Genomic DNA, 24,748 nt, shown 5'->3' with positions numbered 1-24,748 from the left:
AACGACAACACCATCGACAACAAAGGTCAAACTACGGCTGATGGGACTGGCTCCACCGGTACTGACGTAACCGGCGACGGCAACAAAATCAACAACGAAGGTGATACCAGCGCAACTGCTGGCGGCACCGGCACCAGCGTGGACGGTGGCGGCAACACCATTGACAACAAAGGCACCACCACCGCAGAAGGGGAAGGCTCGACCGGTACTGATGTCGCGGGTAATAACAACACCATTAATAACGATGGCGCCAGCAAAGTCATTGACGGTGCGACGGGGGCAAAAGTCAGCGGTGACGGCAACACCCTGAACAACGCAGGGGAAATGACCGCAGGCAGTACCGACAGTACCAAACCGAGCACCGGGGTGGATGTTGCCGGTAATAACAATACCATTAACCAGAACGGTAAAATGGTAGTGGGTGATTTCTCCACCGGTCTGAACGTGACGGGTAAATCAAACACCATTAACCTGGTGTCTGAAGAGATGAGCATCACCGGTAATAAGGCTACCGGGGTCAACGTTTCCGGCGAAGCCAATACGGTGACGCTGACAGGCGATATGGTGGTGGATAAAGACCAGAAATCCCCACAGGCGAAGAACTATTTCGTTACCCCATCGTACGGGATTAACGTCAGCGGTAGCGGTAACACGGTGGTGCTGGACGGACATCTTCAGGTCATTGTGGATACTGAGTCGTTTGCTCATGCTGAGCTGCAACGCGATGGTGCCGTAGAAGCCATTCGTGGGGTAGTTGTCAGCGGTGACAATAACCGTGTCGATCTGTTGGGGGGGATTGAGCTTACTGGTGAAGTCAATCAAATTGACGGCAGAGAAGGACGTATTACTGGTGGCAATAGTGGTGGCTCAGCAGTCACCGTTAACGGTAAATCATCGCTTTACCTGCATGGTGACTCATCCATCAATGGTAACTACGCGACAACGTTTGAAAGCATATTTAACGTAACCAATCAGGGTTATCTTGAAATTAGTGAAGGTGCCACTGTCACTAGCAACATCGAAAGTATGAATTCTTATTGGCGTATTGGCGATAATGCTCTGATCATGCTGGGAAGTGGCAGTACGGCGACCAATAAAGGAACGATCAACCTAAGTGACTTAACTTTAAGTTTCCTGGGAGGTGCTTCATCCTTTACGAATGACGGTTCCGTGACTCTTGAAAGAGAAACGACTTTAGTAAGTAATGGCGGAGAAACGACACTCGGCATGCTGTCCACGGGTGGGTCACACGGTGTGAATAACGGAGATATCACTGGATATGTGCGTGCTCAGGACACTGTGCAGTATATGCCTGGGACCTCTACGGGGGGGCAAAATTTCAACAATGACAGCTATGCCATAACCCTTATGAGTGGGATGAGCGGAAGCGAATCTATTAACAATGGCGAGCTGGCTTTATATGGTCGCGGTGAAGCAATGCACGCCTATGGGTCAACAGCCAGTAACAACGGAACGATTACTGCGGATGGGCTCTGGAAAGATGCAAATGACACAACTGTTATAGGCGCTGGTGTATCCTCCACAAGGGCAGTCGATTTTGCCATCGGTATGGGGGTGGGAAATTTAGAAATGAGTGGCGGAGGCGGTTCGGCAGTTAACCACAGTGACGCCACCATCACTATTTATAATGCGGGTGCAGGCATGGCTGCAACTGGTGCGAATAACACGATTATTAACCAGGGCACCATTAATCTCGAAAAAAACGAGTTCTATGATGAGACTAAACCGCTGGTCGGAATGGCGGTGTATAATGGCGGTGTTGCGTACAACGATGGCACCATCAATATTAATGCCGACAACGGTCAGGCGTTTTACAACGACGGCACAGGCACTATCCATAACAGCGGCACCATTAATCTGAACGGCGGCGCAATGTCGTCAGATGATACGCATATGGGTTCTGCGCCAGATGACAGCAATTCTGCCCCCGCTTCTGTTCAGCGTGTGAGTGGTTATGTGTTGGGTACCAGCGCCAGCGGCTCTGTCGGTACGCTTAATGCGGGTAATAACGCCCTGGCACTGGATTCTGTCAGCGTGGATACCGGTTTCACCGCAGGTACGGCTGCCACGACTCAGACCTTCGACAACGTCTTTACCGGGGCTGATGTGGAAGGCTTGGAAAACATCACCTCTGAAAGCGTGGTGTGGAGCGCGCAGGGTCAGAAAGACGCGAACGGCAACGTGGACGTCACCATGACCAAAAACGCCTACACCGACGTGGTGACCGACAGCAGCGTCAGCGGTGTTGCTGGCGCGCTGGATGCCGCCTACACCAACAACGAGCTGTTCAGTAGTCTGAACCTGAAGACCTCTGCCGACGTGACGAAGGCGATGAAGCAAATCAGCGGCAACAAGGCTGTGAACGTCTCCCGCGACGCCCGCAGACTCAGCAACCGCTTCGATATGCTGGCGGATGCCGCGCCGGAACTGGGTAACGGTCTGTCGTTTAACCTGGTGGCGAAAGGTGACCAGCGTGCCGAACTGGGTAAAGACACTCAGTACGACATGATGGCCCTGCGTCAGAAACTGGGCTTTGGCGATAATCAGTCGCTGACCATGGAGTACGGTATTGCCCGTCTGGACGGTAAAGGCAATGTCTCTTCCGGCAGCGACGGTATCACCGGCGGTTACAGCCAGTTCCTGGGTCTGGAGCACGCCATGCCGCTCGGTGAGGAAGGTCTCTCCTGGAACAACGCCCTGCGTTACGACGTACATCAGCTCGACAGCAAACGCGGCATTAACTACGGTGATGTCAACAAACAGGCGCTGGCGGACAGCCGTCAGCAGTACCTGGAGCTGCGTACCGAGGGTCGTAAAACCTTCGCCGTCAGCGAAGGGCTGGATGTTGTGCCATATGCTGGTCTGAAACTGCGTCACACCATGGAAGACGGTTATCAGGAGCGCGGTGCTGGCGACTTTAACCTGAACATGAACAGCAGCACGGAAACGGCGGTTGATTCAGTGGTGGGTATGAAGCTGAGCTATGCCGGTAAGGATGGCTGGGCAGCAACGGCGACGCTGGAAGGCGGCCCGAACCTGAGCTACGTCAGTACTGGCAAAAAAGCGTCCCTGCAGGGGGCGGCAGGTCAGAGCTTCAACGTTGACGACGGTCAGAAAGGTGGCAGCATCAACAGCATGGCACAGGTGGGTGTGAAGTATAACGCCGGTAACACCAGCGCCGGGCTGGACGCTTTCCACTGGAAAGAGGACAACATCAGCGACAAGGGCTTTATGCTGAATATTAAACACAATTTCTGATAACAGCCTGAGTGAGTAAAAACAGAACCGCCGGAGTGATTTCCGGCGGTTTTTTTTACGCTTAGCGACGAACGGCGATCGCTTCAATCTCGATTTTCACGTCTTTCGGCAGACGGGCAACTTCCACGCAAGAACGCGCCGGGAAAGTGGCGTTGTGCTCGGTGAAGAACGCTTCGTAGGTCGCGTTTACGGTTGCGAAATCGTTCAGGTCTTTAACGAAGACGGTAGTTTTTACGATGTCGCCCACTTTCAGGCCTGCTGCTTCAACGATAGCTTGCACGTTTTCCAGCGACTGACGTGCCTGAGCGGACACGTCTTCCGATACGGCACCGGTTTTCGGATCGACCGGGATCTGACCGGAAGTGATTACCATGCTACCCAGGTCAACGCCCTGAACGTATGGGCCGATTGCTGCTGGTGCATTTTCCGTCGCGATAGTCTTGCTCATGATTTCTCCTGAATTACAGCGGTAATAGAATGTTCCCGGCCATTATAGGGAGCCGGGAAATCATTACCAACACCAATTAGTTGGCCAGCACCACATAATGCGAAAACTCTTTTTCACAGTATTTGCATTTGAGTGCGATGTCGTCAGCGCGCTTTTTCACTGAAAAACTGGACGATACTGGTTCAGCATGGCTAATGCAGTTGCTGTTCGGGCAAACCAGCACGTTATCGATACGTTCAGGCAGGCTCGGACGTGATTTCCCCACCACGTCATAATCGTCAATGCGGTTTACCGTTGCCTGCGGAGCGTAAAGGGAGAGCTGGTTTACCTGCTCGTCGGTCAGGAACGTATTTTCGATTTTAATCAGGTCTTTACGGCCCATCTCGCCAGACGGCAGGTTCAGGCCGATGGTGATACGCTGGTCGGTTTCAGTCAGTTTGAACAACGTCAGCAGCTTAAAACCAACCTGTGCGGGAATGTGGTCAATTACGGTGCCACGTTTGATGGCTTCAACCTGCAGTTTGTTATCGTGTGTCATCTCTTTTTCTCCCTTACAGTGCCAGTTCGCTATTCAGTACCAGTGCCAGTAACGCCTGGCGGGCGAAGATGCCGTTGCCAGCCTGCTGGAAATACCAGGCGTGCGGCGTCTTGTCGACGTCGGTGGTGATTTCATCGATGCGCGGCAGCGGATGCAGCACCTTCATGTTCGCTCTGGCACCGTTTAGATCGCTGGCACGCAGAACAAACTGTGCTTTCACGTTGGCGTATTCGGACGGGTCCAGACGCTCTTTTTGTACGCGGGTCATGTAGAGGATATCGACCTCCGCCATTACCTCTTCGATAGTGCCATGCAGGCTCCAGGCGATACCTTTTTCATTCAGCATATCCAGAATGTATTGCGGCATGGCCAGCGCGTCCGGGGCGATGAAGTAGAAGCGGTTACCTTCGAACTTTGCCAGCGCCTGGGTCAGGGAGTGGACGGTGCGGCCATATTTCAGGTCACCCACCATGGCGATTTGCAGATTGTCCAGGCGACCCTGCGTTTCCTGAATGGTAAACAGATCCAGCAGCGTTTGGGTGGGATGCTGGTTGGAACCGTCGCCGGCGTTCAGTACCGGCACGTTACCGGAGAACTCGGTTGCCAGACGCGCGGCACCTTCCTGCGGATGACGCATCACGATGGCGTCGACATAGGTGCTGATGACGGAAATGGTGTCGGCCAGAGTTTCGCCTTTTTTGCCAAGCGACGTGTTGCTGCTGTCAGAGAAACCTACCACGCTGGCGCCCAGACGGTGCATGGAGGTTTCAAAAGATAAACGGGTGCGGGTTGACGCTTCAAAGAAGCAGCTGGCGATGACCTTATGTTTTAACAGCTCTGGCTGCGGGTTAGCTTTTAATTTCGCCGCCGTCGCGAGGACCAGATTAAGGTCATCGCGGCTGAGGTCGTTTATGGAAATGATGTGTTTTTGATAGAGCGGGTTAGCCATGTTTATCTCCTGACGCCTGGGCAAAAAAAAAGCCCCTCAATTGAGGGGCTCGGAATGGGTGATCAACGGAAAGAAAAACGGCAGGCCAGCGTCCTTTTTCAGACGCGGTAAGACAAAATGTCGTACACACTGAACCATACATCCTCCCGGCAAATTGTCCGCGATTATACTCAGATCCGTTATGGGATCAAGCGAAAAATGCACTATTTATTCATCGCAAACGGTTCTTATGAATTTTAATTCATTTTGAATAGATAATTAATCTGTTTATGGACCAGGCCCGTTCGCTGTACCACCCGCGGCGCGACCCAGACAATACTGCTACCGGCAATGACGCCGAGAATTTCTGGCAACGCGTGATAATCGAGGATTCTGGCTACGGCGCGACCATAGCCAGCCGCCGTGTGGATGAGGATAAACTCGCTATTGTGTTCCACGCTGACCACCATTTCAGCAATCGATCGGGCAGCATCAGGCGCGGGTCGTGATTGCGGATTTACAGAATAAATTTTTTGCCCTTTTGTATTTCTTATTTTTATAGCACCGAGTAGTTTCAGCAGACGAGATACCGTTGACTGGCTAATCCCGGTGAAACCATGGTGTTGTAGATCGCGGCGAAGCGCTTCCTGAGACAGGTAGCTTTTTTCGCTAATCAGGCGCTGACAAATCGCCAACTGTTTCTGCTCTTTGGTCGAGTAATCATCGAATTCCTTCATAAAAACACCCTAAATTTATCATTTGTATCAATGCGATGGCGAAATTCACCACATTTGCAGTATCAATAACGGCTCAAACGGGCGGTTGTGCAGAAAAACGAGAGCGCGCTCAAAAAAGCCGTAGGGATCCGACGGCCAGCAGGACTACAGCATCGCGCCGATACTCAGAACAACCATGTTCAGCACCGTCAGAATTAGCAGCAGTGGTGCGACCCATTTCAGGTAGCGCACATAAGGAACACGAGCGATGGCCAACCCACCCATCACAACCGCTGAGGTGGGGGTAATCAGATTCACAATGCCGGAAGCGGATTGATACGCGGTGACGACCAGATCCCTTTGCACATGGGCGAAGTCAGCCAGCGGGGCCATAATGGGCATCGTGAGCACCGCCAGGCCAGACGAGGAAGGGACCAGGAAGGAGAGCAAGACTTCCAGCCAGTAAGTCACATTGATGAAAATGGTGGTGGACAGACCGGAGACTAAATTTTCGGCGCTGTGCAAAATGGTGTGGGTGATCATGCCGTTGTCCATCACCACGACGATACCGCGCGCAATGCCGATAATCAGCGCCACGCCGAGCAGATCCCGTGCCCCGTCAATGAAGGTACTGGTGAATGCTTCTTCACTCATGCGGGCAATTACGCCGACGATAATCGCAGATGCCAGAAAAACCCCAGATATTTCAGCCATCCACCAGCCGAGCACCGCGACGCCATAAATCATCACTGCAAAGGCGGCGGCGAATATCAGCAGGATCCACTTACGCGTAGCCGTGAATTCAAGATTGGTATTGGCGCGACTACCGAGAAAATGGGCACGGTTTTCCTCCATTTTATCGGCCACGATGGAAAGCTCAGGATGGCTGCGAACTTTCCGTGCATAGCGCATGACCCATACCACACAGATAACATAGCCGACGACCAGCAGCAGAATGCGCATCAGCATTCCCTGGGTGAAGGGGATCCCGGCGGCGTTAGCGGCGATAACCGTTGCGAAAGGGTTGATTGTTGAACCGAGGGTGCCGATGCCTGCGCCAAGCAAAACGGTTGCGGCAGCAACCAGTGGATCAAAGCGCGCAGCCATCATGACCGGAACCAATAAGGTGTAGAAAGGAAGTGATTCTTCCGCCATGCCGTAAATCGTGCCTCCGGCGGCGAAAAGTCCCATCAGGATGGGGATCATCCACTCTTCTTTGCCGTTCAGCCTGACCGTCACGCGTTCGATTCCTGCGTCGATGGCGCCCGTTTTGTTTACCACGCCGAGAAACCCGCCAATAATCAGGACAAACAACGCCACATCAATCGCGCCTGCGGTGTAGGTTTCGTGGTTATAAAGCCCGTCAATCGGAGCCAGCAGTACAGCCGTTAAACCTTGTGGATGCGCCTCTGTTGGGGCATAGGTACCGGCAACCGGCACTTCTTTGCCCAGGGTGGCATTCATCGCCATCTGGTATTTCCCGGCAGGGACAATCCAGGTCATAACGGCAACGAGCGCAATAAGAATAAACAGGATGGTATACGCGCTGGGAAATTTGAATTTGCCCATGATGTTCTCCGGATAGCTTGGGCATATGCCGCCAGGCGACACATGCCCGCTGGGGTTAGTCGCCGAGTGTCGCTACCATGACCGCTTTAATGGTATGCATCCGGTTTTCTGCTTCGTCGAAGACGATGGAATGCGCTGACTCAAATACCTCCTCCGTGACTTCAAGCCCTTTCAGGCCGTAAGCCGCTTCGATTTCACGGCCCACTGTGGTGTGCTCGTTATGGAAGGCGGGCAGGCAGTGCATGAATTTCACATTGGGATTGCCGGTCGCATCGATGACCTGCTGGTTAATTTGATAAGGCGTCATCAGGCTGACGCGTTCTGCCCACGCCTCTTTGGGTTCCCCCATCGAAACCCAGACATCGGTGTAGAGAAAGTCCACGTCGTAAACACCTTCCTCAACATCCTCTGTGAGCGTAATGCGCGCGCCCGTCACGCTGGCGATTTCACGGCATTCGGCAACCAGCGCCTCGTCCGGCCAGAAGGATTTCGGTGCGACCAGACGAATATCCATCCCCATTTTCGCCGCGCCGACCATCAGCGAATTGCCCATGTTATTGCGGGCGTCACCGAGGTAAGCGAAGCTCAGTTCGGGTAAGGTTTTACCCGGGGCGTGTTCCAGCATGGTCATCAGATCCGCGAGGATCTGCGTAGGGTGGAATTCATTCGTCAGCCCGTTCCAGACCGGCACACCAGCGAACTGCCCCAGTTCTTCCACGATCTCCTGGCCGTAGCCGCGGTATTCAATACCGTCATACATGCGACCTAACACGCGGGCGGTATCTTTCATCGACTCTTTATGACCAATCTGCGAGCCGCTTGGGCCAAGGTAGGTCACCTGTGCGCCCTGATCGAAAGCGCCGACTTCAAAGGCGCAGCGGGTGCGAGTTGACGTTTTTTCGAAGATTAGCGCGATATTTTTACCGACCAGCGTTTGCCTTTCGCGTCCGGCTTTTTTTGCCGTTTTTAACTCGATAGCCAGATCGATCAGGTACTGGATTTCCGTTGGGGTGTAGTCCAGCAATTTGAGAAAATTGCGATTTTTCAGGTTAACAGTCATGAAAATATCCTTATGTAGGCTGGATAAGGCTTCGCTTTACCCAGCAAAAAAAGCCTTAAGCGTTAACATCAGTGGCTTCGCGCCGAATTAGCGTGCCTTTGTCACCAGCGAGAATGGCCGAACCGTCAGCCAACGAGCCGATGCCAGCAATCCCGTGACAGTGAGAGACAAATTCCGCGCAGGCGGTGACTTTGGGGCCCATTGAACCGGCGTCGAATTGCATTTCGCTGAGCCGTTCCGGCGTAACCTGGGCCAGCGGGCGCTGGGTAGGTTTGCCCCAGTCGAGATACACCGCATCGGCATCGGTCAGGATCAGCAGCGCATCGGCGTGGATTTGTTTGGCGAGCAGGGCGGCGGAGAGATCTTTGTCGATCACCGCTTCAATACCGTGGTAGCCATCGGCTTTTTCCACCACCGGTACGCCGCCACCGCCGTTGCAGATAACCAGATGATCGCGGGCGATCAGTGTGCGAATGGCGTCACTTTCCACGATTCGTTTGGGTTGTGGAGAGGGCACAACACGGCGGAATGCTTTACCATCGGCTTTGAAAACCCAGCCTTTTTCCGCCTGTAACGCGTGGGCCTGGGGTTCGTCATAAATCGGCCCGATATATTTGGTGGGATTGCTGAAGGCCGGATCGTGGGCATCGACTTCAACCTGAGTCAGCAGGACACTAATTTCACGCTGTGGGAGCTGGTTTTTCAGGGCCTGTTGCAGCATATAGCCAATCATTCCCTGACTTTCTGCGCCGAGAATATCGAGCGGATAGGGGGTGACGTTGGCATACGCACTGTTTTGTAACGCCAAAAGTCCAACCTGCGGGCCATTGCCGTGTACCAGAATTACGCGCCACTGCTGCGTGAGTTGAGCGAGAGTTCTTGCCGCCAGCTCAATATTCTTGCGTTGGATGTCGGCTTCCAGCGGTTCGCCGCGTTTGAGTAGCGCATTGCCGCCCAGCGCCACAACCAGGGTAGGTTTGTTTTCCATAACGTCTCCTTAAATACCGTCGCGTTCCAGCGGACAACTCATGCAGCGCGCACCGCCGCGCCCACGTCCCAGTTCGTCGCCAGGAATGGGTAAAACAGTGATGCCAGCTTTGTCGTATTTCTCGTTGGTCCAGATGTTGCGTTCGTAGCCCACCACAACCCCGGGGCGCAGCGTCAGAACATTGTTCGCGTCATTCCACTGTTCGCGTTCAGCTTCGAAGGCGTCGCCACCGGTGGTGATCAGATTGATCTGGTCGAGGCCAAGTGCTTTTTCGAGGGCATGTACCAGCGTACTTTCCTGGGTGCGTTTCAGGCCGCCACGCCCGTCTGGTGTCAGGGTCCAGCACTGGACATCCGGGCGCACCACTTCCGGGTAGACGGAGAAGGTATCGATATCGATGTGGGTCATGACGGTATCGAGGTGCATACAGGAGCGATGTTTCGGCAGTTCGACTGCGATAACGCGTTCTGCCTGGCGATGCTTAAATAGCGACTGGGCAAGGAACTCAATGCCCTGCGGCGTGGTACGTTCCGACATACCGATGAGAACTGCGCCGCGACCAATGACCAGCACATCTCCACCTTCTAATGTGGCGTGGTCGTAATTAATATTTTCATCGCCGAAATATTTAATAAACTCACCATCGGCAAATTGTGGATGCCAACGGTAAATCGCCCGCAAGTTATTAGTTTCTCGTTGACGTGCAGTTTTTGCCATCGGATTAATGGATACGCCGTTATATATCCAGCATGAGGTGTCGCGGGTAAATAAGTGGTTTGGTAATGGCTTCATAATAAAGTCATTAATATCGTGAGTATCGACTACCATATTTTTGATTGAGGCAGGAATTTCTCCGTATGTCAGCCCACCGCTTAAATGTCGGGCGAGCTCCCGGTGCTGCATATCTGCAAGCCAGGCGCGAATATCCGTGGCGAAAGCGGGGCCAAGGCGATAATCAGAAATTTGTGTATCCAGTAGCCAGCTTTTGGCATCGGGGATATCCAGAGTTTGTGTCAATAAATCAGTGAGTAACAGAACCTCAATTCCCTGTTGACGTAACGTGTTGGCGAAAATGTCATGCTCTTCTCCTGCACGTTCTACCGAAAGAACATCATCAAAAAGCAGTTCCTGGCAATTTGACGGCGTCAGCCTTTTTAGGCTGAGGTTAGGGCGATGTAGCATTACGCTACGTAATTGACCGATTTCAGACCCGACATAATGCTTTTCCATCATTATTCCTTTAATACGATTTTAAAAAATAAAGAGGAGGTGCCTGCAAATAATGTTTATTGCAGTCATGATTTTTCAGCTGATTTCAGAATCTATATTTAGATCTTATCTGATATAGAAACGTGATTCATTTCACAGTCAGGTCGATGTTTGGCATTTGTTGTTTAATTTATGAGATGGCTCTGAGAATTTAAAAAATAAAAACATGAATAATTGAATTACTACGCAGGAATATGTCTTGTTATTTAACTGTGTTAATTTTATGTACATATCTAAATATTTAATAAATTAAATAGTGCGTTGATTTTTATATGTTTTTCTATATTTAATGAATTTTTATGCGAATCTATTATTTTATTATTTGTGCTGTAAGGTTTATTTCAAAATAAATATGACGATGAAGAAAGATAACGAAGGAGACGTAAACTGTGATCGATTGCTGGTTTTTCTAACAAAGCTTTCTATAACAGTGAGTTAGTGACTGAGTTGAAAAGTATGAGACGAAAGTTATGCAGAGTTTATGCATAACCTGTTGCTGGCTATTAGCAATTATTTAACATCATCAGCGATAAACATGCGTTGACGCAAAATATCGGCAAATAGCAGTGGTATGGCAGGCCGTTTTTTCGTATAACAACCAAAATGAAACGATGTTTTAATTAAGGGGTTTGAAATGATTGTCGGCAATATTCACAACCTGGATGCCTGGCTGCCGGAAGAGCTGCGTCAGGCGATTGAGCACATTAAAGCGCACGTGACGGATGCGACGGAAAAGGGTAAGCACGACATCGACGGCGAACGTCTGTTCTATCTGATTGCTGAAGATATGACGGAGCCGTTTGCGCAGCGCCGCGCCGAATATCACGCTCGCTATCTGGATATTCAGATCCTGCTCAAAGGTCAGGAAGGCATGACTTTCAGCACGCAGCCTGCGGGCGCACCGGAAACTGACTGGCTGGCGGATAAAGATATCGCCTTCCTGCCGGAAGGCGAACAGGAGAAAACGGTGGTGCTGAACGAAGGTGACTTCGTCGTCTTTTATCCGGGTGAAGTGCATAAACCGCTGTGCGCGGTCGGCGCTCCGGCGCTGGTACGCAAAGCCGTGGTGAAAATGCGGGTAGCATAAACCGGTTTGCCGGGTGCGACTTACCCGGCCTAAGGAAGTACGATGGTAGGCCGGATAGGGTGCGTCAGCATCGCCATCCGGCAATTCAATCACGCAATGCTATGATTTGGAAAGCGTCGCGACCATCACCGCTTTGATGGTGTGCATTCGGTTTTCCGCCTGATCAAATACGATACTGGCGGGTGACTCAAAGACCTCGTCGGTCACTTCCATGCCGCCGTGCAGACCATATTCCTGCGCCATTTGTTTGCCAAGCGTGGTTTGATCGTCATGGAACGCGGGCAGGCAGTGCAGGAATTTCACCTGCGGATTGCCGGTCAACGCCATCATCGCGCTATTAACCTGGTACTTACGCAACTGCGCAATACGTTCGGCCCATTTCTCTTTCGCTTCGCCCATCGATACCCATACGTCGGTATAGATGAAGTCCGCGCCTTTCACGCCCGTGGCGACATCTTCGGTTAGCGTTATATTGCCGCCGTTTTTCTGTGCCAGCGCTTTACACTCCGCAACGAGGCTTTCCTCCGGCCAGCAGGCCTGGGGGGCGACCAGACGCAGATCCAGTCCGGTTAACGCAGCGGCTTCCAGCATGGAATTGCCCATATTGTTGCGGGCATCGCCGGTGTAGACCAGCACCATCTCATTAAACGCTTTACCCGGCAGGTGTTCCTGCATCGTGAGTAAATCCGCCAGCAACTGGGTGGGGTGAAATTCGTTGGTTAATCCGTTCCAAACCGGAACTCCGGCATATTCCGCCAGCGTCTCGACAATTTCCTGACCGTGGCCCCGATACTGAATACCGTCGTACATACGACCGAGTACGCGGGCGGTGTCTTTGATCGACTCTTTATGACCAATCTGGCTGCCGCTCGGCCCGAGATACGTCACGCGCGCGCCCTGATCGTATGCGGCAACTTCGAAAGAGCAACGGGTGCGGGTTGAGTCTTTTTCGAAGATGAGCGCGATGTTTTTACCGGTGAGTTTAGCGACCTCGGTACCGTTTTTCTTATCCGTTTTGAGCTGCGCGGCGAGCTGGAGCAGTGACGTGAGTTCAGCAGAGGTGAAATCAAGCAGTTTCAAAAAATGTTTCTGATAAAACGCAGACATAGTTCCCTCACATGGCTTAGGCCATTTATTGAATTAAAATTCAATTTATATGGATGTTTATTCATTTGCAACCTTGTTTAACAAATCTTTCCTGGAAAGGTGGAGGCAATGACAGCGGTATGTGACAATAAGAGTATCGGCAGGACATTATGAGGAATGAGCCATGGCAAACCCGGAACTACTGGAAGAACAGCGTGAAGAAACGCGCTTGATTATTGAAGAGTTACTCGAAGATGGCAGCGATCCAGACGCGCTGTACACCATCGAGCATCACCTTTCCGCGGACGACTTTGAGACCCTGGAAAAAGCGGCAGTAGAAGCCTTCAAGCTGGGTTATGAAGTGACCGAGCCGGAAGAGCTGGAGGTGGAAGAGGGCGACACGGTTATTTGCTGTGACATCCTGAGCGAATGTGCTCTGAATGCCGAGTTGATCGACGCTCAGGTTGAGCAACTGATGAACCTGGCTGAAAAATTTGATGTGGAATACGACGGTTGGGGCACCTATTTTGAAGACCCGAACGGCGAAGAAGGTGAAGACGGCGACGATGAAGACCTCGTCGACGAAGATGATGACGGCGTGCGTCACTAAGTCATCTGCTGACCTACGGTAGCGTCTGCTGCCGTAGGCCAAGGATAACGTATGGATTACCTGCAAATACTCTCCCCGATCCACAACTTCCTGCACTGTAAAACGCCCCAGGCCTGGCTTGATAAAGCACGAGCCCCGGCGAATCTCCCTCTGTTACTGACGGATCATCTCGTCTGCGAGCTGAAAGCGGCGCAAACGGCCATGCTGCTGGTGCGTAAGTATGTTGCAGATAAACAGGGATCGCAGGCGCTACTGGACTGGCTGAAACCCTATGAAGCGTATGTTTTCAGAGAAGGGGATGAACCGGATTTTATCGCGCTGAATAAACAGATAAGCAAAAGCGTAATGCCGCAAACTGACGACCCGTGGGGGCGCAAGCTGATCGACAGCATGGTTTTGCTGATCAAAGAAGAGCTGCACCACTTCTGGCAGGTGCGTGAGGCGATGATGAGCCGCAACATTCCCTACGTCAAAATTACCGCCAGCCGTTATGCCAAAGGCATGCTTAAAGAGGTGCGAACCCACGAGCCATTAACGCTAATCGATAAACTGATTTGCGGGGCTTACATTGAGGCGCGTTCTTGTGAACGGTTCGCCGCGCTGGCGCCGTATTTGGATGACGATTTACAGGCATTTTATCTTTCGCTGCTGCGATCCGAGGCGCGGCACTATCAAGACTATCTGGCGCTGGCACAGCAGGTTTCTGCCGACGATATCAGTAGTCGGGTGCGGTTCTTTGGCGAAGTAGAAGCTGCATTGATTACTTCTCCCGACGATGAATTCCGCTTCCACAGCGGTGTGCCAGCCTGACTCCCTTCTCTGACGCGCGGCGTTAATCGTCGCGCGGTTTAACCTTTCCTGTTTCCATTAGCAAAATCTGGTGGCTGGAAATCGCTCGCTGCTGCCGTAATAATCAAAACACACGAAGGGGAAATATATCCCCGCAACAGAGACTGTTTTGCATAAGGATGGTTAATGAACTGGGCACACGTATTGTTGGCGGGTTATATCGGGGCGGTGATTGCTATCGTCGTTGGCATGTTTCGCAAAAAAGGCTGGCTGGGAAAGATCTCCGGCGCGGTGGTTTTTGTGGTAGCGATTGTCGCGTGGAATCTGTTTGATGTGCACTACCTGATCCCGCGCGAAAGCCCTGATTATGGGCTGACGGACGCGCAGAAATTTGAAAATGCGATGCTGGCAATGCCTGTTTATCAGGTACTTAAAGAGCAAGAACCCGCGTTATGGCAGAATATCCTCAACCAGGCAACGCAACTGAAAGAAGCTGGGAAAAGCGAGCAACAGATTATCGACGCTATTCAGCCGCAAATCCTGCAGGTACAGATGGCGCGTTTGCAGCAGGCACCCGATGCCAATGTGATTGAGTATATGAAAATTAACCTCGAGCAGATTGCTGCGGTGGCAAAAGTGGGCGATGACGAGTGTTTTCGCTTTCTGTTCCCGGCGGTGAAAGGCGGGATTAACCCGGTGCGTATTATTCCGCGGGAGCTGATGAATCGTCGTATGGCCAGCGACATGAGTATGATGCACGCGGCTTATGGCCCGAACAAACATACGGTTACGGCGCAAGAGAAACAGCTGGCGCTTCAGGATCTGCAATCCATCAGCCCGGGATTGGTACAGCGCTTTGGACCGGATATCCAGATTATGGCTGATCCGAGTAAAGGTGTGGGCAAAGAGAAAGTCGCTTGTGAAATGGTGCAGGATTTATGGTCACAGGTGCTGACGTTGCCAACCGCTCGCGCGGCTGGCGTCATTCGGCTGATGCTCTCCGCCGAAATGCAGTAACGCAACCATTGCCCCTCATACTGAAGTCAGAGGGGCTTTAACATCCGCACTTCGCAATCCACGTGCCCGGTACAGCCCAGCGCTTCGTTGATATGCTCAAACCCTAAATGTTCATACAGGCGGATTGCCTCGGTCAGAAACGCCGTGGTCTCCAGATAGCACTGTTTGAAACCCTGCTCACGGGCATGTTCGAGGGCCATCAGCGCCAGCTTTTTCGCCAGCCCCTGACCGCGTGCGCTCGACAGGAAGTACATCTTTTGCAGTTCGCAAATGTCCGGTTCGCTACATCCTAACGGCGCAACGCCGCCGCCGCCCACGACTTCACCGTTTTGCTCAACCACCCAGTAGGCCGCGCCCGGCTGGCTGTAAACCTGGAATAGTTCATCCAGATTAGGGTCGGCAACGGTATAGCCTTTATCGGCAGTAAGCCCGTATTCAGCGGAAACTTTGCGGATCACCGCAGCGATAGCGGCATTATCTGCTGCGGTGATTCGGCGCAGCGTAAGCGTGGTGGGTAGCACAACATTCATAATATGGCTCAATTCTAAAAATACACTTATATATTTATTTAATACCACTCTCTTCTGTCGGGTGCAAGACGTTCCTGAATCAGAAAAAAATTAAAATACATTGGCTAATTAAAAATAGTATTGTAAACGAACCAGTAAATAAACACTGGTTTTTATTTTTTATCTTAATGGAATTTATATTGGGGATATTGTTCATGAATGATTTTGTTGGTGGTCGGGAAAATCAACGACACACATTTATTTTTATCGGTAAAGGATGGCAGTACTTTATTATTTGCATTGTCAATTTTTTGCTGTGTTGTATTACTCTGGGTATTTATACACCGTGGGCGATAGTGAAATGTCGGCGTTATATTTACGAAAATATGACTCTCAATGGCCAACCCTTTACCTATAAGGCGACTGGTGGCGCGATATTCGTAAGCTTCTTGTCGATTATGGTGGTTTATGGTGCCAGCATGAGTTCTATTGCTAACGGCAGCCCTCTCGTTGGTTTTACTTTGATTGGTTTACTGGTAGCTGTCCTTCCATTAATGACCATAAAAAGCCTGCAGTATCAGGCGATGATGACGTCGCTTAACGGTGTGCGTTTTGGTTTTGACTGCTCACAATTACATGCATGGCTTTTTTTACTGGTTGTGCCAGTGGTGCTTGCTGTGGTGAACTGGGGAGTGATTTATCTTCTGATACTTGCCACCGACTGGATTGAGGGCAGTACTGGAATGCTTATCAGAATAGCATTTATCGCGTTGGTGGGAATTGTGGGCATGGGTATCACCTACGGTATTACCTATGCAAAATGGATGCAGTTAGTGGGTAATGGCGGTAATTTTGGTATTCACCGCTTTACTATTAACGTCAATATGAAAGCAAGCATAGTGGGGTGTATTAAAGCCGTGCTGGTACTGCTGCCATTTGTTGTTGTGATTGTCTGGCTAATTGCCCCTATTTTTCTGCAAATGGTGATGTTGGCTGTGTTAGGCGTGGCCGACGACGAATTTATCCGGGAGAATCAGAGCAGAATAATGGCGAGCTATTTTCTCTATTTCGCCGGAATTATTGTGGTTGGAAGCTATTTATACACCACGCTACGTAATCTGTTCATGAATAACCTGGCGCTGGCCGAGGGCAAAATCCGCTTTCATTCTTCCGTCACTGCACATGGCCTGATCTGGCGTTTTGTACTGGTGTTGTTTATTTCAGGCATCACGTTTGGGCTAGCTTATCCGTGGATGAAAATGTGGCTGGTCAGTTGGCTGGCCAGTAACTCCCATGTACAAGGGGATTTGGATGCGCTGGAACTGACTGACCATACAGAGGCGTTGGAAACAGGTCCGGCGATGTGGGTATCACGTGGTGTGATGACCTACTTCCCGTTCATCTGATACAACAAGGCCGGAGCATGCTCCGGCCTTTAATACGTGTATAACGTAACGGCAATTACAGCGCGGCGATGACCGCCTGCTGCTCAATCAGCTTCGCTTTCGCTTCCGCATAACCGTCCAGCTTCTCACGCTCTTTGGCGATAACCGCTTCCGGTGCGCGAGCAACGAAACCTTCGTTGGAAAGTTTGCCTTCGATACGGGCAATCTCACCTTCGATTTTCGCCACTTCTTTCGCCAGACGCGCCAGCTCATCTTCTTTATTGATGAGGCCAGCCATCGGGATCAGCAGCTCGGCGCCGTCGATGATTTTGGTCACGGAGACTGGACCTTTGTCATCGGCTGGCAGTACGGTGATGCTTTCCAGACGCGCCAGGTTCAGCAGGAAGCTGCGGTTATCGTTCACACGGCGCATCGCATCAGCGCTGCAACCGCGCAGCAGCAGTTCGAGCGGTTTACCTGGGGCGATGTTCATTTCCGCACGGATGTTACGTACGGCAACGATCGCCTGCTTCAGCCATTCGGTATCAGCCAGTGCGGCTTCATCAACCTGTGCGGCGTTATATTCCGGGAACGGTTGCAGCATGATGGTGTCGGCGGTAATACCGGAAATCACCTTCACGCGCTGCCAGATGGTCTCGGTGATGAACGGGATGATCGGATGCGCCAGGCGCAGCAGACCTTCCAGAACGGTGACCAGCGTATTGCGGGTGCCGCGCAGTTCAGACTCGGAACCGCCGTTCATTACCGGCTTGGTCAGCTCCAGATACCAGTCGCAGAACTGGTTCCAGGTGAATTCGTACAGAATGCCCGCGGCGATGTCGAAGCGGAAGTTGTCCAGCGCTTCGCGGTACGCTTTGATGGTCTGGTTGAATTCAGCAAGGATCCAGCGATCCGCCAGCGACAGGGTCATTTCGCCGCCGTTGAAGCCGCAATCCTGGTCTTCGGTGTTCATCAGCACGAAGCGGCTGGCGTTCCACAGCTTGTTACAGAAGTTACGGTAACCTTCCAGACGCTTCATATCCCAGTTGATGTCGCGACCGGTAGAGGCCAGCGCCGCCAGGGTGAAGCGCAGTGCGTCGGTGCCGTGCGGCTCGATGCCGTCCGGGAACTGCTTCTCGGTACGCTTGGCTATCTTCTCGGCCAGCTGCGGCTGCATCATGTTGCCGGTACGTTTCTCCAGCAGTTCTGCCAGGGAGATACCGTCGACCATATCCAACGGGTCAATGACGTTGCCCTTGGATTTGGACATCTTCTGGCCTTCGTCGTCGCGGATCAGACCGGTCATGTAGACGGTCTTAAACGGCACCTGCGGCTTGCCGTTTTCATCTTTGATGAAATGCATGGTCATCATGATCATGCGGGCAATCCAGAAGAAGATGATGTCGAAACCGGAAACCATCACGCTGGTTGGGTGGAACTGACGCAGCGCGTCGGTGTTTTCCGGCCAGCCCAGGGTAGAGAAGGTCCACAGTGCGGAGGAGAACCAGGTATCGAGAACGTCTTCGTCCTGGCGAAGCTGAACGTCGGCACCGAGGTTGTTTTCCTGACGCACTTCGTCTTCGGTACGGCCAACGTAGACGTTGCCGTCGTTGTCATACCATGCCGGGATACGGTGACCCCACCACAGCTGACGGGAAATACACCAGTCCTGAATATCGCGCATCCAGGAGAAGTACATGTTTTCGTACTGCTTCGGTACGAACTGAATGTCGCCGTTTTCAACCGCTTCAACCGCCGGTTTCGCCAGCACGTCGGCACGGACGTACCACTGGTCGGTCAGCATCGGTTCAATAACCACGCCGCCACGGTCGCCGTAAGGTACGGTCAGGTCGTGCGGTTTAATTTCTTCCAGCAGGCCCAGCGCATCAACGGCGGCAACCACCGCTTTACGCGCGGCAAAGCGCTCCAGCTTCTGGAACTCAGCCGGGATTTCATTGGAATAAACGTCGGATTCTTCGCCTTTGGTGTCGTACACTTCCGCGGTTTCACGGATGTCGCCGTCAAAGGTCAGAATATTGATCATCGGCAGGCCGTGACGTTTCCCGACTTCGTAGTCGTTAAAGTCGTGCGCCGGGGTGATCTTCACGCAGCCGGTGCCTTTTTCCATATCAGCGTGTTCATCGCCGACGATGGGAATGCGGCGGTTAACCAGCGGCAGAACAACAAACTTGCCAATCAGATCTTTATAACGCGGATCTTCCGGGTTGACGGCCACGCCGGTATCGCCCAGTACGGTTTCCGGACGGGTGGTGGCGACGACCAGGTAATCTTTACCATCAGCGGTTTTCGCACCGTCGGCCAGCGGATAGCGGATGTGCCACATTGAGCCTTTCGACTCGCGGTTTTCCACTTCCAGGTCGGAAATCGCGGTGCGCAGTTTCGGGTCCCAGTTCACCAGGCGCTTGCCACGGTAAATCAGGTCTTCTTTGTACAGGCGAACGAAGACTTCTTTCACGGCATTGGAAAGACCTTCGTCCATAGTGAAGCGCTCGCGCTCCCAGTCAACGGAGTTGCCGAGACGGCGCATCTGGCGGGTGATGGTGCCGCCGGATTCCGCTTTCCACTGCCAGATTTTGTCGATAAACGCTTCGCGACCGTAGTCGTGGCGGGTTTTACCTTCTTCAGCGGCAATCTTACGCTCAACCACCATCTGGGTTGCGATACCCGCGTGATCGGTACCTGCCTGCCACAGGGTGTTTTTACCCTGCATGCGCTGGTAGCGGATCATGGTATCCATGATGGTTTGCTGGAAAGCATGACCCATATGCAAACTGCCGGTGACGTTCGGCGGCGGGATCATGATGCAGAAGGACTCTTTGCTTTCATCGCCGTTAGGTTTGAAATAGCCCTGCTTTTCCCAGTGCTCGTAAAGCGGCTGTTCGATATCTTGTGGGTTGTATGTCTTTTCCATTATTTCCAGGTTGCCGTATTCAGGTTAAAACCGGCCACGCGGTAAGCTTTGTAGCGATCGCGTGCCGATTGTTTCAAAGAATCTTCGTAAGGAACGAAGTCTATCACTTCTGTGAAAGCGGTGGCAAAATCTGCAAAGCCAACGCGCAAACTGATAAGCAGGTCGCGCGGGCTGCTGTTGCGTTTCTCCGGCCAGGCAATCTCTACCGGTGCGCCGCCTCTGGGGCCTTCACCTGCCAGATTATGCGGAACAAAGCTTTCTGCCGGTCTTGCCCACAGGGCTTCATCCAGTCGAAGAGCCTGCTTTTCGTTTTCGCAGGCGATCAGCACGCGCTTGCCAGCACGCCAACGTTCTGCGGCAATTTCACACACCAACTGCTCGACGGCGCTTAAGCCATCGTGTTGCGTGTCATTGTCCAGAAGATAGAAAGTTGCGTTTCTCATATATGGGGCTTCTTCTGGTGAATTTAAATGCGTTGCCATGATGCACAACCGTAGGCCGGATGGCGTTGCGCTTATCCGGCCTACGGGTCTTATTGCTTGTGCTTACCGCCTTACTCTTCGCCGTTAAAACCGGCACGATTGAGCAGGAACTGCGACAGCAGCGCCACCGGACGACCGGTTGCGCCTTTGGCTTTCCCTGAACGCCATGCGGTACCGGCGATATCGAGGTGCGCCCAGTTGTACTTACGGGTAAAGCGTGACAGGAAGCAGCCCGCGGTAATGGCGCCGCCAGGACGTCCGCCGATGTTCGCCATATCCGCAAAGTTGGACTCTAGCTGCTCCTGGTATTCATCGCCCAGCGGCAAACGCCACGCGCGGTCGCCAGCCTGTTCGGACGCACCGATCAGCTCATGCGCCAGCGGGTTGTGGTTCGACATCAGGCCAGTGATGTGATGGCCCAGCGCAATCACGCACGCGCCGGTCAGGGTTGCGACGTCAATCACCGCTTCTGGCTCAAAGCGCTCGACGTAGGTTAATACGTCGCACAGGACCAGACGGCCTTCGGCATCGGTATTGAGTACTTCAACGGTCTGACCAGACATGGTGGTCAGCACGTCGCCTGGGCGATACGCGCGGCCACCTGGCATGTTTTCGCAGCCTGCCAGCACGCCGACGACGTTGATTGGCAGTTGAAGCTCGGCCACCATGCGCATCACGCCATATACCGCTGCCGCGCCGCACATGTCGTATTTCATCTCATCCATGCCTTCGGCAGGTTTGATGGAGATACCGCCAGAGTCAAAGGTTAACCCTTTACCGACCAGCACGATCGGACGCGCGTCTTCGGACGGATTGCCTTTGTACTCGATGACCGACATCAGCGACTCATTCTGCGAGCCGTGACCGACGGCCAGATAAGAGTGCATGCCCAGCTCTTTCATCTGCTGCTCGCCGATCACGCGGGTTACAACATTTTTGCTGTAGCTGTCTGCCAACTGGCGCGCCTGAGAGGCAAGGTAGGCGGCGTTACAGATGTTCGGCGGCATGTTGCCGAGATCTTTTGCCGCTTTAATGCCGGCGGCGATCGCCAGACCGTGCTGGATCGCACGCTCACCGCTGGTCAGTTCCCGGCGGGTCGGTACGTTGAAGACCATTTTACGCAGCGGTCGACGCGGCTCGCTTTTGTTGGTCTTCAGTTGATCAAAGCTGTACAGCGTTTCCTGTGCCGTCTCAACGGCCTGACGCACTTTCCAGTAGTTATTGCGCCCTTTGACGTGCAGCTCAGTCAGGAAGCAGACGGCTTCCATTGAGCCAGTATCATTCAGCGTATTGATGGTTTTCTGAATGACCTGCTTGTACTGGCGCTCATCAAGCTCGCGCTCTTTGCCACAACCAATGAGGAGAATTCGCTCAGACAGAACGTTAGGAACATGGTGCAGCAACAGGGTTTGACCTGGTTTGCCTTCCAGTTCGCCACGACGCAGCAGTGCGCTGATGTACCCGTCGCTGATCTTGTCGAGCTGCTCTGCAATCGGAGAGAGACGGCGTGGTTCAAAGACACCCACGACGATGCACGCACTCCGCTGTTTCTCCGGGCTACCGCTTTTTACACTGAACTCCATGCACTACGCTCCTGAATCTTAAAGACAACGGCGGTGGCTACGGATAGAATTGCAAGCTTTCGTAACTCATACCCGCTGTTGCGGTGACTTCGTGTTAATCTTAACGTTATTACGGCATTGGCACGTCAGAACAATTTCTGAGAGGTGGATCCGTTGAGTATAATGATCTTAGCGACGATTTCGACGACTCAAGAGAATAAATGACGTTTAAGCCATGAAACAAGCTAAATTCCGGCAAAAGACGGGTTTTTACGGGCGTATTTAAAGTGATAATCATAAGATATCTGGTTCGGGAAACGCTCAAAAGCCAACTTGCGATCCTATTCATCCTGCTTTTGATCTTCTTTTGTCAAAAGTTAGTCAGGATCCTTGGTGCGGCGGTTGACGGTGATATCCCGGCGAATCTGGTGCTCTCGCTGCTGGGGCTGGGCGTGCCAGAAATGGCGCAACTTATCTTGCCATTAAGCCTGTTCCTCGGGCTGCTGATGACGCTGGGCAAACTGTATACCGAAAGTGAAATTACGGTCATGCACGCCTGCGGGCTGAGCAAGGCTGTCTTAGTAAAAGCGGCGATGGTGCTGGCGCTGTTTACCAGTATTATTGCGGCGGTCAACGTGATGTGGGCCGGACCGTGGTCCTCCAGACATCAGGACGAAGTCCTGGCGGAGGCGAAAGCGAACCCCGGTATGGCGGCGCTTGCTCAGGGGCAATTCCAGCAGGCCACTAACGGCGGTTCGGTGCTGTTTATCGAAAGCGTTGACGGCAGTAACTTCAACGATGTGTTCCTCGCGCAAATCCGCCCGAAAGGTAACGCCCGTCCTTCGGTGGTGGTAGCGGACTCCGGTCATCTTACCCAATTGCGCGATGGCTCCCAGGTCGTGACGCTGAACCAGGGGACGCGTTTTGAAGGGACCGCGCTGCTGCGCGATTTCCGCATTACCGACTTCCAGAATTATCAGGCGATTATCGGTCATCAGGCCGTGGCGCTGGATCCAAACGATACCGACCAGATGACCATGCGTACGCTATGGACGACCGACACCGATCGCGCCCGTGCGGAGCTGACCTGGCGTATCACGTTAGTATTCACCGTATTTATGATGGCGCTGATGGTTGTACCGCTGAGCGTGGTGAACCCGCGTCAGGGTCGCGTACTGTCCATGCTGCCAGCAATGCTGCTCTATTTGCTGTTCTTCCTGGTTCAGACATCGCTGAAGTCGAACGGCGGCAAAGGTAAGCTGGATCCGGTGTTCTGGATGTGGACGGTTAACCTGGCGTATCTGGCGCTGGCGATTGTGCTTAACCTCTGGGATACGGTGCCGATGCGCCGCTTACGTGCCCGTTTTATGCGTAAAGGAGCGGTATAATGCAGCCTTTTGGTGTACTTGACCGTTATATCGGTAAAACCATTTTCACCACCATCATGATGACGTTGTTCATGCTGGTGTCGCTCTCCGGGATCATCAAGTTTGTCGACCAGCTGAAAAAAGCCGGGCAGGGGAGCTACGATGCGATGGGCGCCGGGCTGTATACCCTGCTCAGCGCGCCGAAAGATATCCAGATCTTCTTCCCGATGGCGGCGCTGCTGGGTGCTTTGCTGGGGCTGGGCATGCTGGCGCAGCGCAGTGAACTGGTGGTCATGCAGGCTTCTGGCTTTACCCGTATGCAGGTGGCGTTGTCGGTGATGAAAACCGCGATTCCGCTGGTGTTGCTGACGATGGCCATCGGCGAATGGGTGGCGCCGCAGGGCGAACAGATGGCGCGTAACTACCGTGCGCAGCAGATGTACGGCGGCTCGCTGCTCTCTACCCAGCAAGGTTTGTGGGCGAAAGATGGCGATAGCTTTGTCTACATTGAGCGGGTGAAAGGTGACGCCGAGTTAGGCGGAATTAGCATCTACTCCTTTAACGACAAGCGCCGTTTGCAGTCCGTCCGCTATGCAGCAAGTGCGACGTTTGACCCGGAGAAGAAGGTCTGGCGTTTGTCGCAGGTGGATGAATCCAACCTGACCGATCCGAAGCAAATCACCGGCTCGCAGACGGTGAGCGGCACCTGGAAAACCAACCTTACACCCGACAAGCTCGGCGTCGTGGCGTTGGATCCTGATGCGCTCTCGATTAGTGGTCTGCATAACTACGTGAAGTACCTGAAGTCGAGCGGCCAGGACGCCGGACGCTACCAGCTCAATATGTGGAGCAAAGTCTTCCAGCCGCTGTCTGTGGCGGTAATGATGCTGATGGCGCTGTCGTTTATCTTTGGTCCGCTGCGTAGCGTCCCGATGGGCGTGCGCGTGGTGACAGGGATTAGCTTCGGCTTTGTGTTCTATGTGCTGGACCAAATCTTTGGCCCGCTGACGCTGGTGTACGGCATTCCGCCGATTATCGGCGCGTTGCTGCCAAGCGCCAGCTTCTTCCTGATAAGCCTGTGGCTGATGCTGCGTAAGTCCTGATATTCGCCCCTCCCGCTGTGCGGG

25 protein-coding genes are annotated in these 24,748 nt (G+C 52.8%); 10 read left to right on the top strand and 15 right to left on the bottom strand.

Annotation, left to right across the window (positions count from 1 at the left end; translation table 11 throughout):
• The coding region (locus tag OGW44_RS10270; protein WP_286454080.1) for a pectate lyase-fold domain-containing protein at positions 1–3,279 on the top strand (3,279 nt) is incomplete at its 5' end.
• Positions 3,280–3,340: 61 nt separating this feature from the next.
• Here the strand turns inward: OGW44_RS10270 and ridA are convergent.
• The 4 genes from ridA to pyrL form a co-directional block, all read right to left on the bottom strand.
• Positions 3,341–3,727 (bottom strand): 2-iminobutanoate/2-iminopropanoate deaminase, encoded by a 387-nt coding sequence (gene ridA, locus OGW44_RS10265; protein ID WP_016151491.1) that lies wholly within the window; start codon positions 3,725–3,727, stop codon positions 3,341–3,343.
• A gap of 76 nt (positions 3,728–3,803) precedes the next feature.
• On the bottom strand, positions 3,804–4,265 hold the full coding sequence (pyrI, locus tag OGW44_RS10260) for an aspartate carbamoyltransferase regulatory subunit (RefSeq protein WP_016151492.1): 462 nt from the start codon (positions 4,263–4,265) through the stop codon (positions 3,804–3,806).
• 13 nt (positions 4,266–4,278) lie between these two features.
• Positions 4,279–5,214 (bottom strand): aspartate carbamoyltransferase, encoded by a 936-nt coding sequence (gene pyrB / locus OGW44_RS10255; protein WP_016151493.1) that lies wholly within the window; start codon positions 5,212–5,214, stop codon positions 4,279–4,281.
• Positions 5,215–5,250: 36 nt separating this feature from the next.
• Positions 5,251–5,352, bottom strand: coding sequence for a pyr operon leader peptide (gene pyrL / locus OGW44_RS10250; protein WP_003025819.1), 102 nt, complete (start codon positions 5,350–5,352; stop codon positions 5,251–5,253).
• On the opposite strand from pyrL, the gene OGW44_RS10245 reads away from it, so the two are divergent.
• Complete coding sequence (locus tag OGW44_RS10245; RefSeq protein WP_185654782.1) at positions 5,332–5,454, top strand: hypothetical protein; 123 nt, start codon at positions 5,332–5,334, stop codon at positions 5,452–5,454. The two genes, pyrL and OGW44_RS10245, sit on opposite strands and share 21 nt — an antisense overlap.
• Here OGW44_RS10245 and OGW44_RS10240 read toward each other — a convergent pair.
• The 5 genes from OGW44_RS10240 to arcA all read right to left on the bottom strand — a co-directional run bounded on the left by OGW44_RS10240 (position 5,451) and on the right by arcA (position 10,756).
• Positions 5,451–5,930 (bottom strand): arginine repressor, encoded by a 480-nt coding sequence (locus tag OGW44_RS10240; protein ID WP_003839609.1) that lies wholly within the window; start codon positions 5,928–5,930, stop codon positions 5,451–5,453. The genes OGW44_RS10245 and OGW44_RS10240 overlap by 4 nt on opposite strands.
• 144 nt (positions 5,931–6,074) lie before the next feature.
• Positions 6,075–7,478 (bottom strand): YfcC family protein, encoded by a 1,404-nt coding sequence (locus OGW44_RS10235; protein ID WP_047499900.1) that lies wholly within the window; start codon positions 7,476–7,478, stop codon positions 6,075–6,077.
• Positions 7,479–7,533: 55 nt separating this feature from the next.
• Positions 7,534–8,538, bottom strand: a complete 1,005-nt coding sequence (gene argF / locus OGW44_RS10230; protein WP_046275811.1) for an ornithine carbamoyltransferase — start codon at positions 8,536–8,538, stop codon at positions 7,534–7,536.
• Between the two features lie 55 nt (positions 8,539–8,593).
• On the bottom strand, positions 8,594–9,526 hold the full coding sequence (gene arcC / locus OGW44_RS10225; protein WP_019078251.1) for a carbamate kinase: 933 nt from the start codon (positions 9,524–9,526) through the stop codon (positions 8,594–8,596).
• 9 nt (positions 9,527–9,535) lie between these two features.
• Positions 9,536–10,756, bottom strand: coding sequence for an arginine deiminase (gene arcA / locus OGW44_RS10220; RefSeq protein ID WP_019078252.1), 1,221 nt, complete (start codon positions 10,754–10,756; stop codon positions 9,536–9,538).
• A gap of 673 nt (positions 10,757–11,429) precedes the next feature.
• Between arcA and OGW44_RS10215 the strand changes: the two genes are divergently transcribed.
• On the top strand, positions 11,430–11,882 hold the full coding sequence (locus OGW44_RS10215; protein ID WP_016151499.1) for a YhcH/YjgK/YiaL family protein: 453 nt from the start codon (positions 11,430–11,432) through the stop codon (positions 11,880–11,882).
• A 99-nt stretch (positions 11,883–11,981) separates the two neighbouring features.
• Here OGW44_RS10215 and argF (OGW44_RS10210) read toward each other — a convergent pair whose 3' ends face one another.
• Positions 11,982–12,989: an ornithine carbamoyltransferase gene (gene argF / locus OGW44_RS10210; protein ID WP_016155574.1), complete on the bottom strand. Its 1,008-nt coding sequence runs from the start codon at positions 12,987–12,989 to the stop codon at positions 11,982–11,984.
• Entirely contained in the window at positions 12,959–13,054 is a 96-nt protein-coding gene (gene argL, locus OGW44_RS25780; protein ID WP_370916541.1) for a putative translational regulatory protein ArgL, read from the bottom strand. The genes argF (OGW44_RS10210) and argL overlap by 31 nt, the downstream gene beginning before the upstream one ends.
• A gap of 98 nt (positions 13,055–13,152) precedes the next feature.
• Here argL and rraB point away from each other — a divergent pair, with 98 nt between their 5' ends.
• From rraB to OGW44_RS10195, 3 genes are all read left to right on the top strand, one after another.
• Positions 13,153–13,578: a ribonuclease E inhibitor RraB gene (gene rraB, locus OGW44_RS10205; RefSeq protein WP_016151501.1), complete on the top strand. Its 426-nt coding sequence runs from the start codon at positions 13,153–13,155 to the stop codon at positions 13,576–13,578.
• 51 nt (positions 13,579–13,629) lie between these two features.
• On the top strand, positions 13,630–14,388 hold the full coding sequence (gene miaE, locus OGW44_RS10200; RefSeq protein ID WP_185654781.1) for a tRNA isopentenyl-2-thiomethyl-A-37 hydroxylase MiaE: 759 nt from the start codon (positions 13,630–13,632) through the stop codon (positions 14,386–14,388).
• A gap of 165 nt (positions 14,389–14,553) precedes the next feature.
• A complete protein-coding gene (locus tag OGW44_RS10195; protein ID WP_109017739.1) occupies positions 14,554–15,384 on the top strand; it encodes a topoisomerase II in 831 nt (276 codons plus the stop codon).
• 26 nt (positions 15,385–15,410) lie between these two features.
• Here OGW44_RS10195 and OGW44_RS10190 read toward each other — a convergent pair whose 3' ends face one another.
• Positions 15,411–15,914, bottom strand: a complete 504-nt coding sequence (locus OGW44_RS10190; protein WP_075849114.1) for a GNAT family N-acetyltransferase — start codon at positions 15,912–15,914, stop codon at positions 15,411–15,413.
• 194 nt (positions 15,915–16,108) lie between these two features.
• Between OGW44_RS10190 and OGW44_RS10185 the strand changes: the two genes are divergently transcribed.
• A complete protein-coding gene (locus OGW44_RS10185) occupies positions 16,109–17,299 on the top strand; it encodes a YjgN family protein (protein ID WP_065554565.1) in 1,191 nt (396 codons plus the stop codon).
• Positions 17,300–17,354: 55 nt separating this feature from the next.
• Here OGW44_RS10185 and OGW44_RS10180 read toward each other — a convergent pair whose 3' ends face one another.
• The 3 genes from OGW44_RS10180 to pepA form a co-directional block, all read right to left on the bottom strand.
• Positions 17,355–20,210 (bottom strand): valine--tRNA ligase, encoded by a 2,856-nt coding sequence (locus OGW44_RS10180; RefSeq protein WP_016151504.1) that lies wholly within the window; start codon positions 20,208–20,210, stop codon positions 17,355–17,357.
• Entirely contained in the window at positions 20,210–20,653 is a 444-nt protein-coding gene (holC, locus tag OGW44_RS10175; protein WP_016151505.1) for a DNA polymerase III subunit chi, read from the bottom strand. Before holC ends, OGW44_RS10180 begins: the two co-directional genes overlap by 1 nt.
• A gap of 110 nt (positions 20,654–20,763) precedes the next feature.
• Positions 20,764–22,275, bottom strand: a complete 1,512-nt coding sequence (gene pepA, locus OGW44_RS10170; RefSeq protein WP_003025870.1) for a leucyl aminopeptidase — start codon at positions 22,273–22,275, stop codon at positions 20,764–20,766.
• Between the two features lie 153 nt (positions 22,276–22,428).
• On the opposite strand from pepA, the gene OGW44_RS10165 reads away from it, so the two are divergent.
• The 3 genes from OGW44_RS10165 (at position 22,429) to lptG (ending at position 24,724) form a co-directional block, all read left to right on the top strand.
• Positions 22,429–22,479 (top strand): hypothetical protein, encoded by a 51-nt coding sequence (locus OGW44_RS10165; RefSeq protein ID WP_212723231.1) that lies wholly within the window; start codon positions 22,429–22,431, stop codon positions 22,477–22,479.
• A gap of 62 nt (positions 22,480–22,541) precedes the next feature.
• Complete coding sequence (lptF, locus tag OGW44_RS10160) at positions 22,542–23,642, top strand: LPS export ABC transporter permease LptF (protein ID WP_016151506.1); 1,101 nt, start codon at positions 22,542–22,544, stop codon at positions 23,640–23,642.
• Positions 23,642–24,724 carry an LPS export ABC transporter permease LptG gene (gene lptG / locus OGW44_RS10155; RefSeq protein ID WP_185654780.1) on the top strand — a complete coding sequence of 361 codons (1,083 nt, stop codon included), beginning with the start codon at positions 23,642–23,644 and terminating at the stop codon, positions 24,722–24,724. The genes lptF and lptG overlap by 1 nt, the downstream gene beginning before the upstream one ends.
• Positions 24,725–24,748: the final 24 nt, after the last annotated feature.

Origin of the sequence: Citrobacter sp. Cb023 (assembly GCF_030336805.1) — a bacterium.
Taxonomy (GTDB): Bacteria; Pseudomonadota; Gammaproteobacteria; order Enterobacterales; family Enterobacteriaceae; genus Citrobacter; species Citrobacter braakii.
Note: the sequence above shows the minus strand (reverse complement) of the source record. Positions and strands in the feature narration are given on the sequence as shown.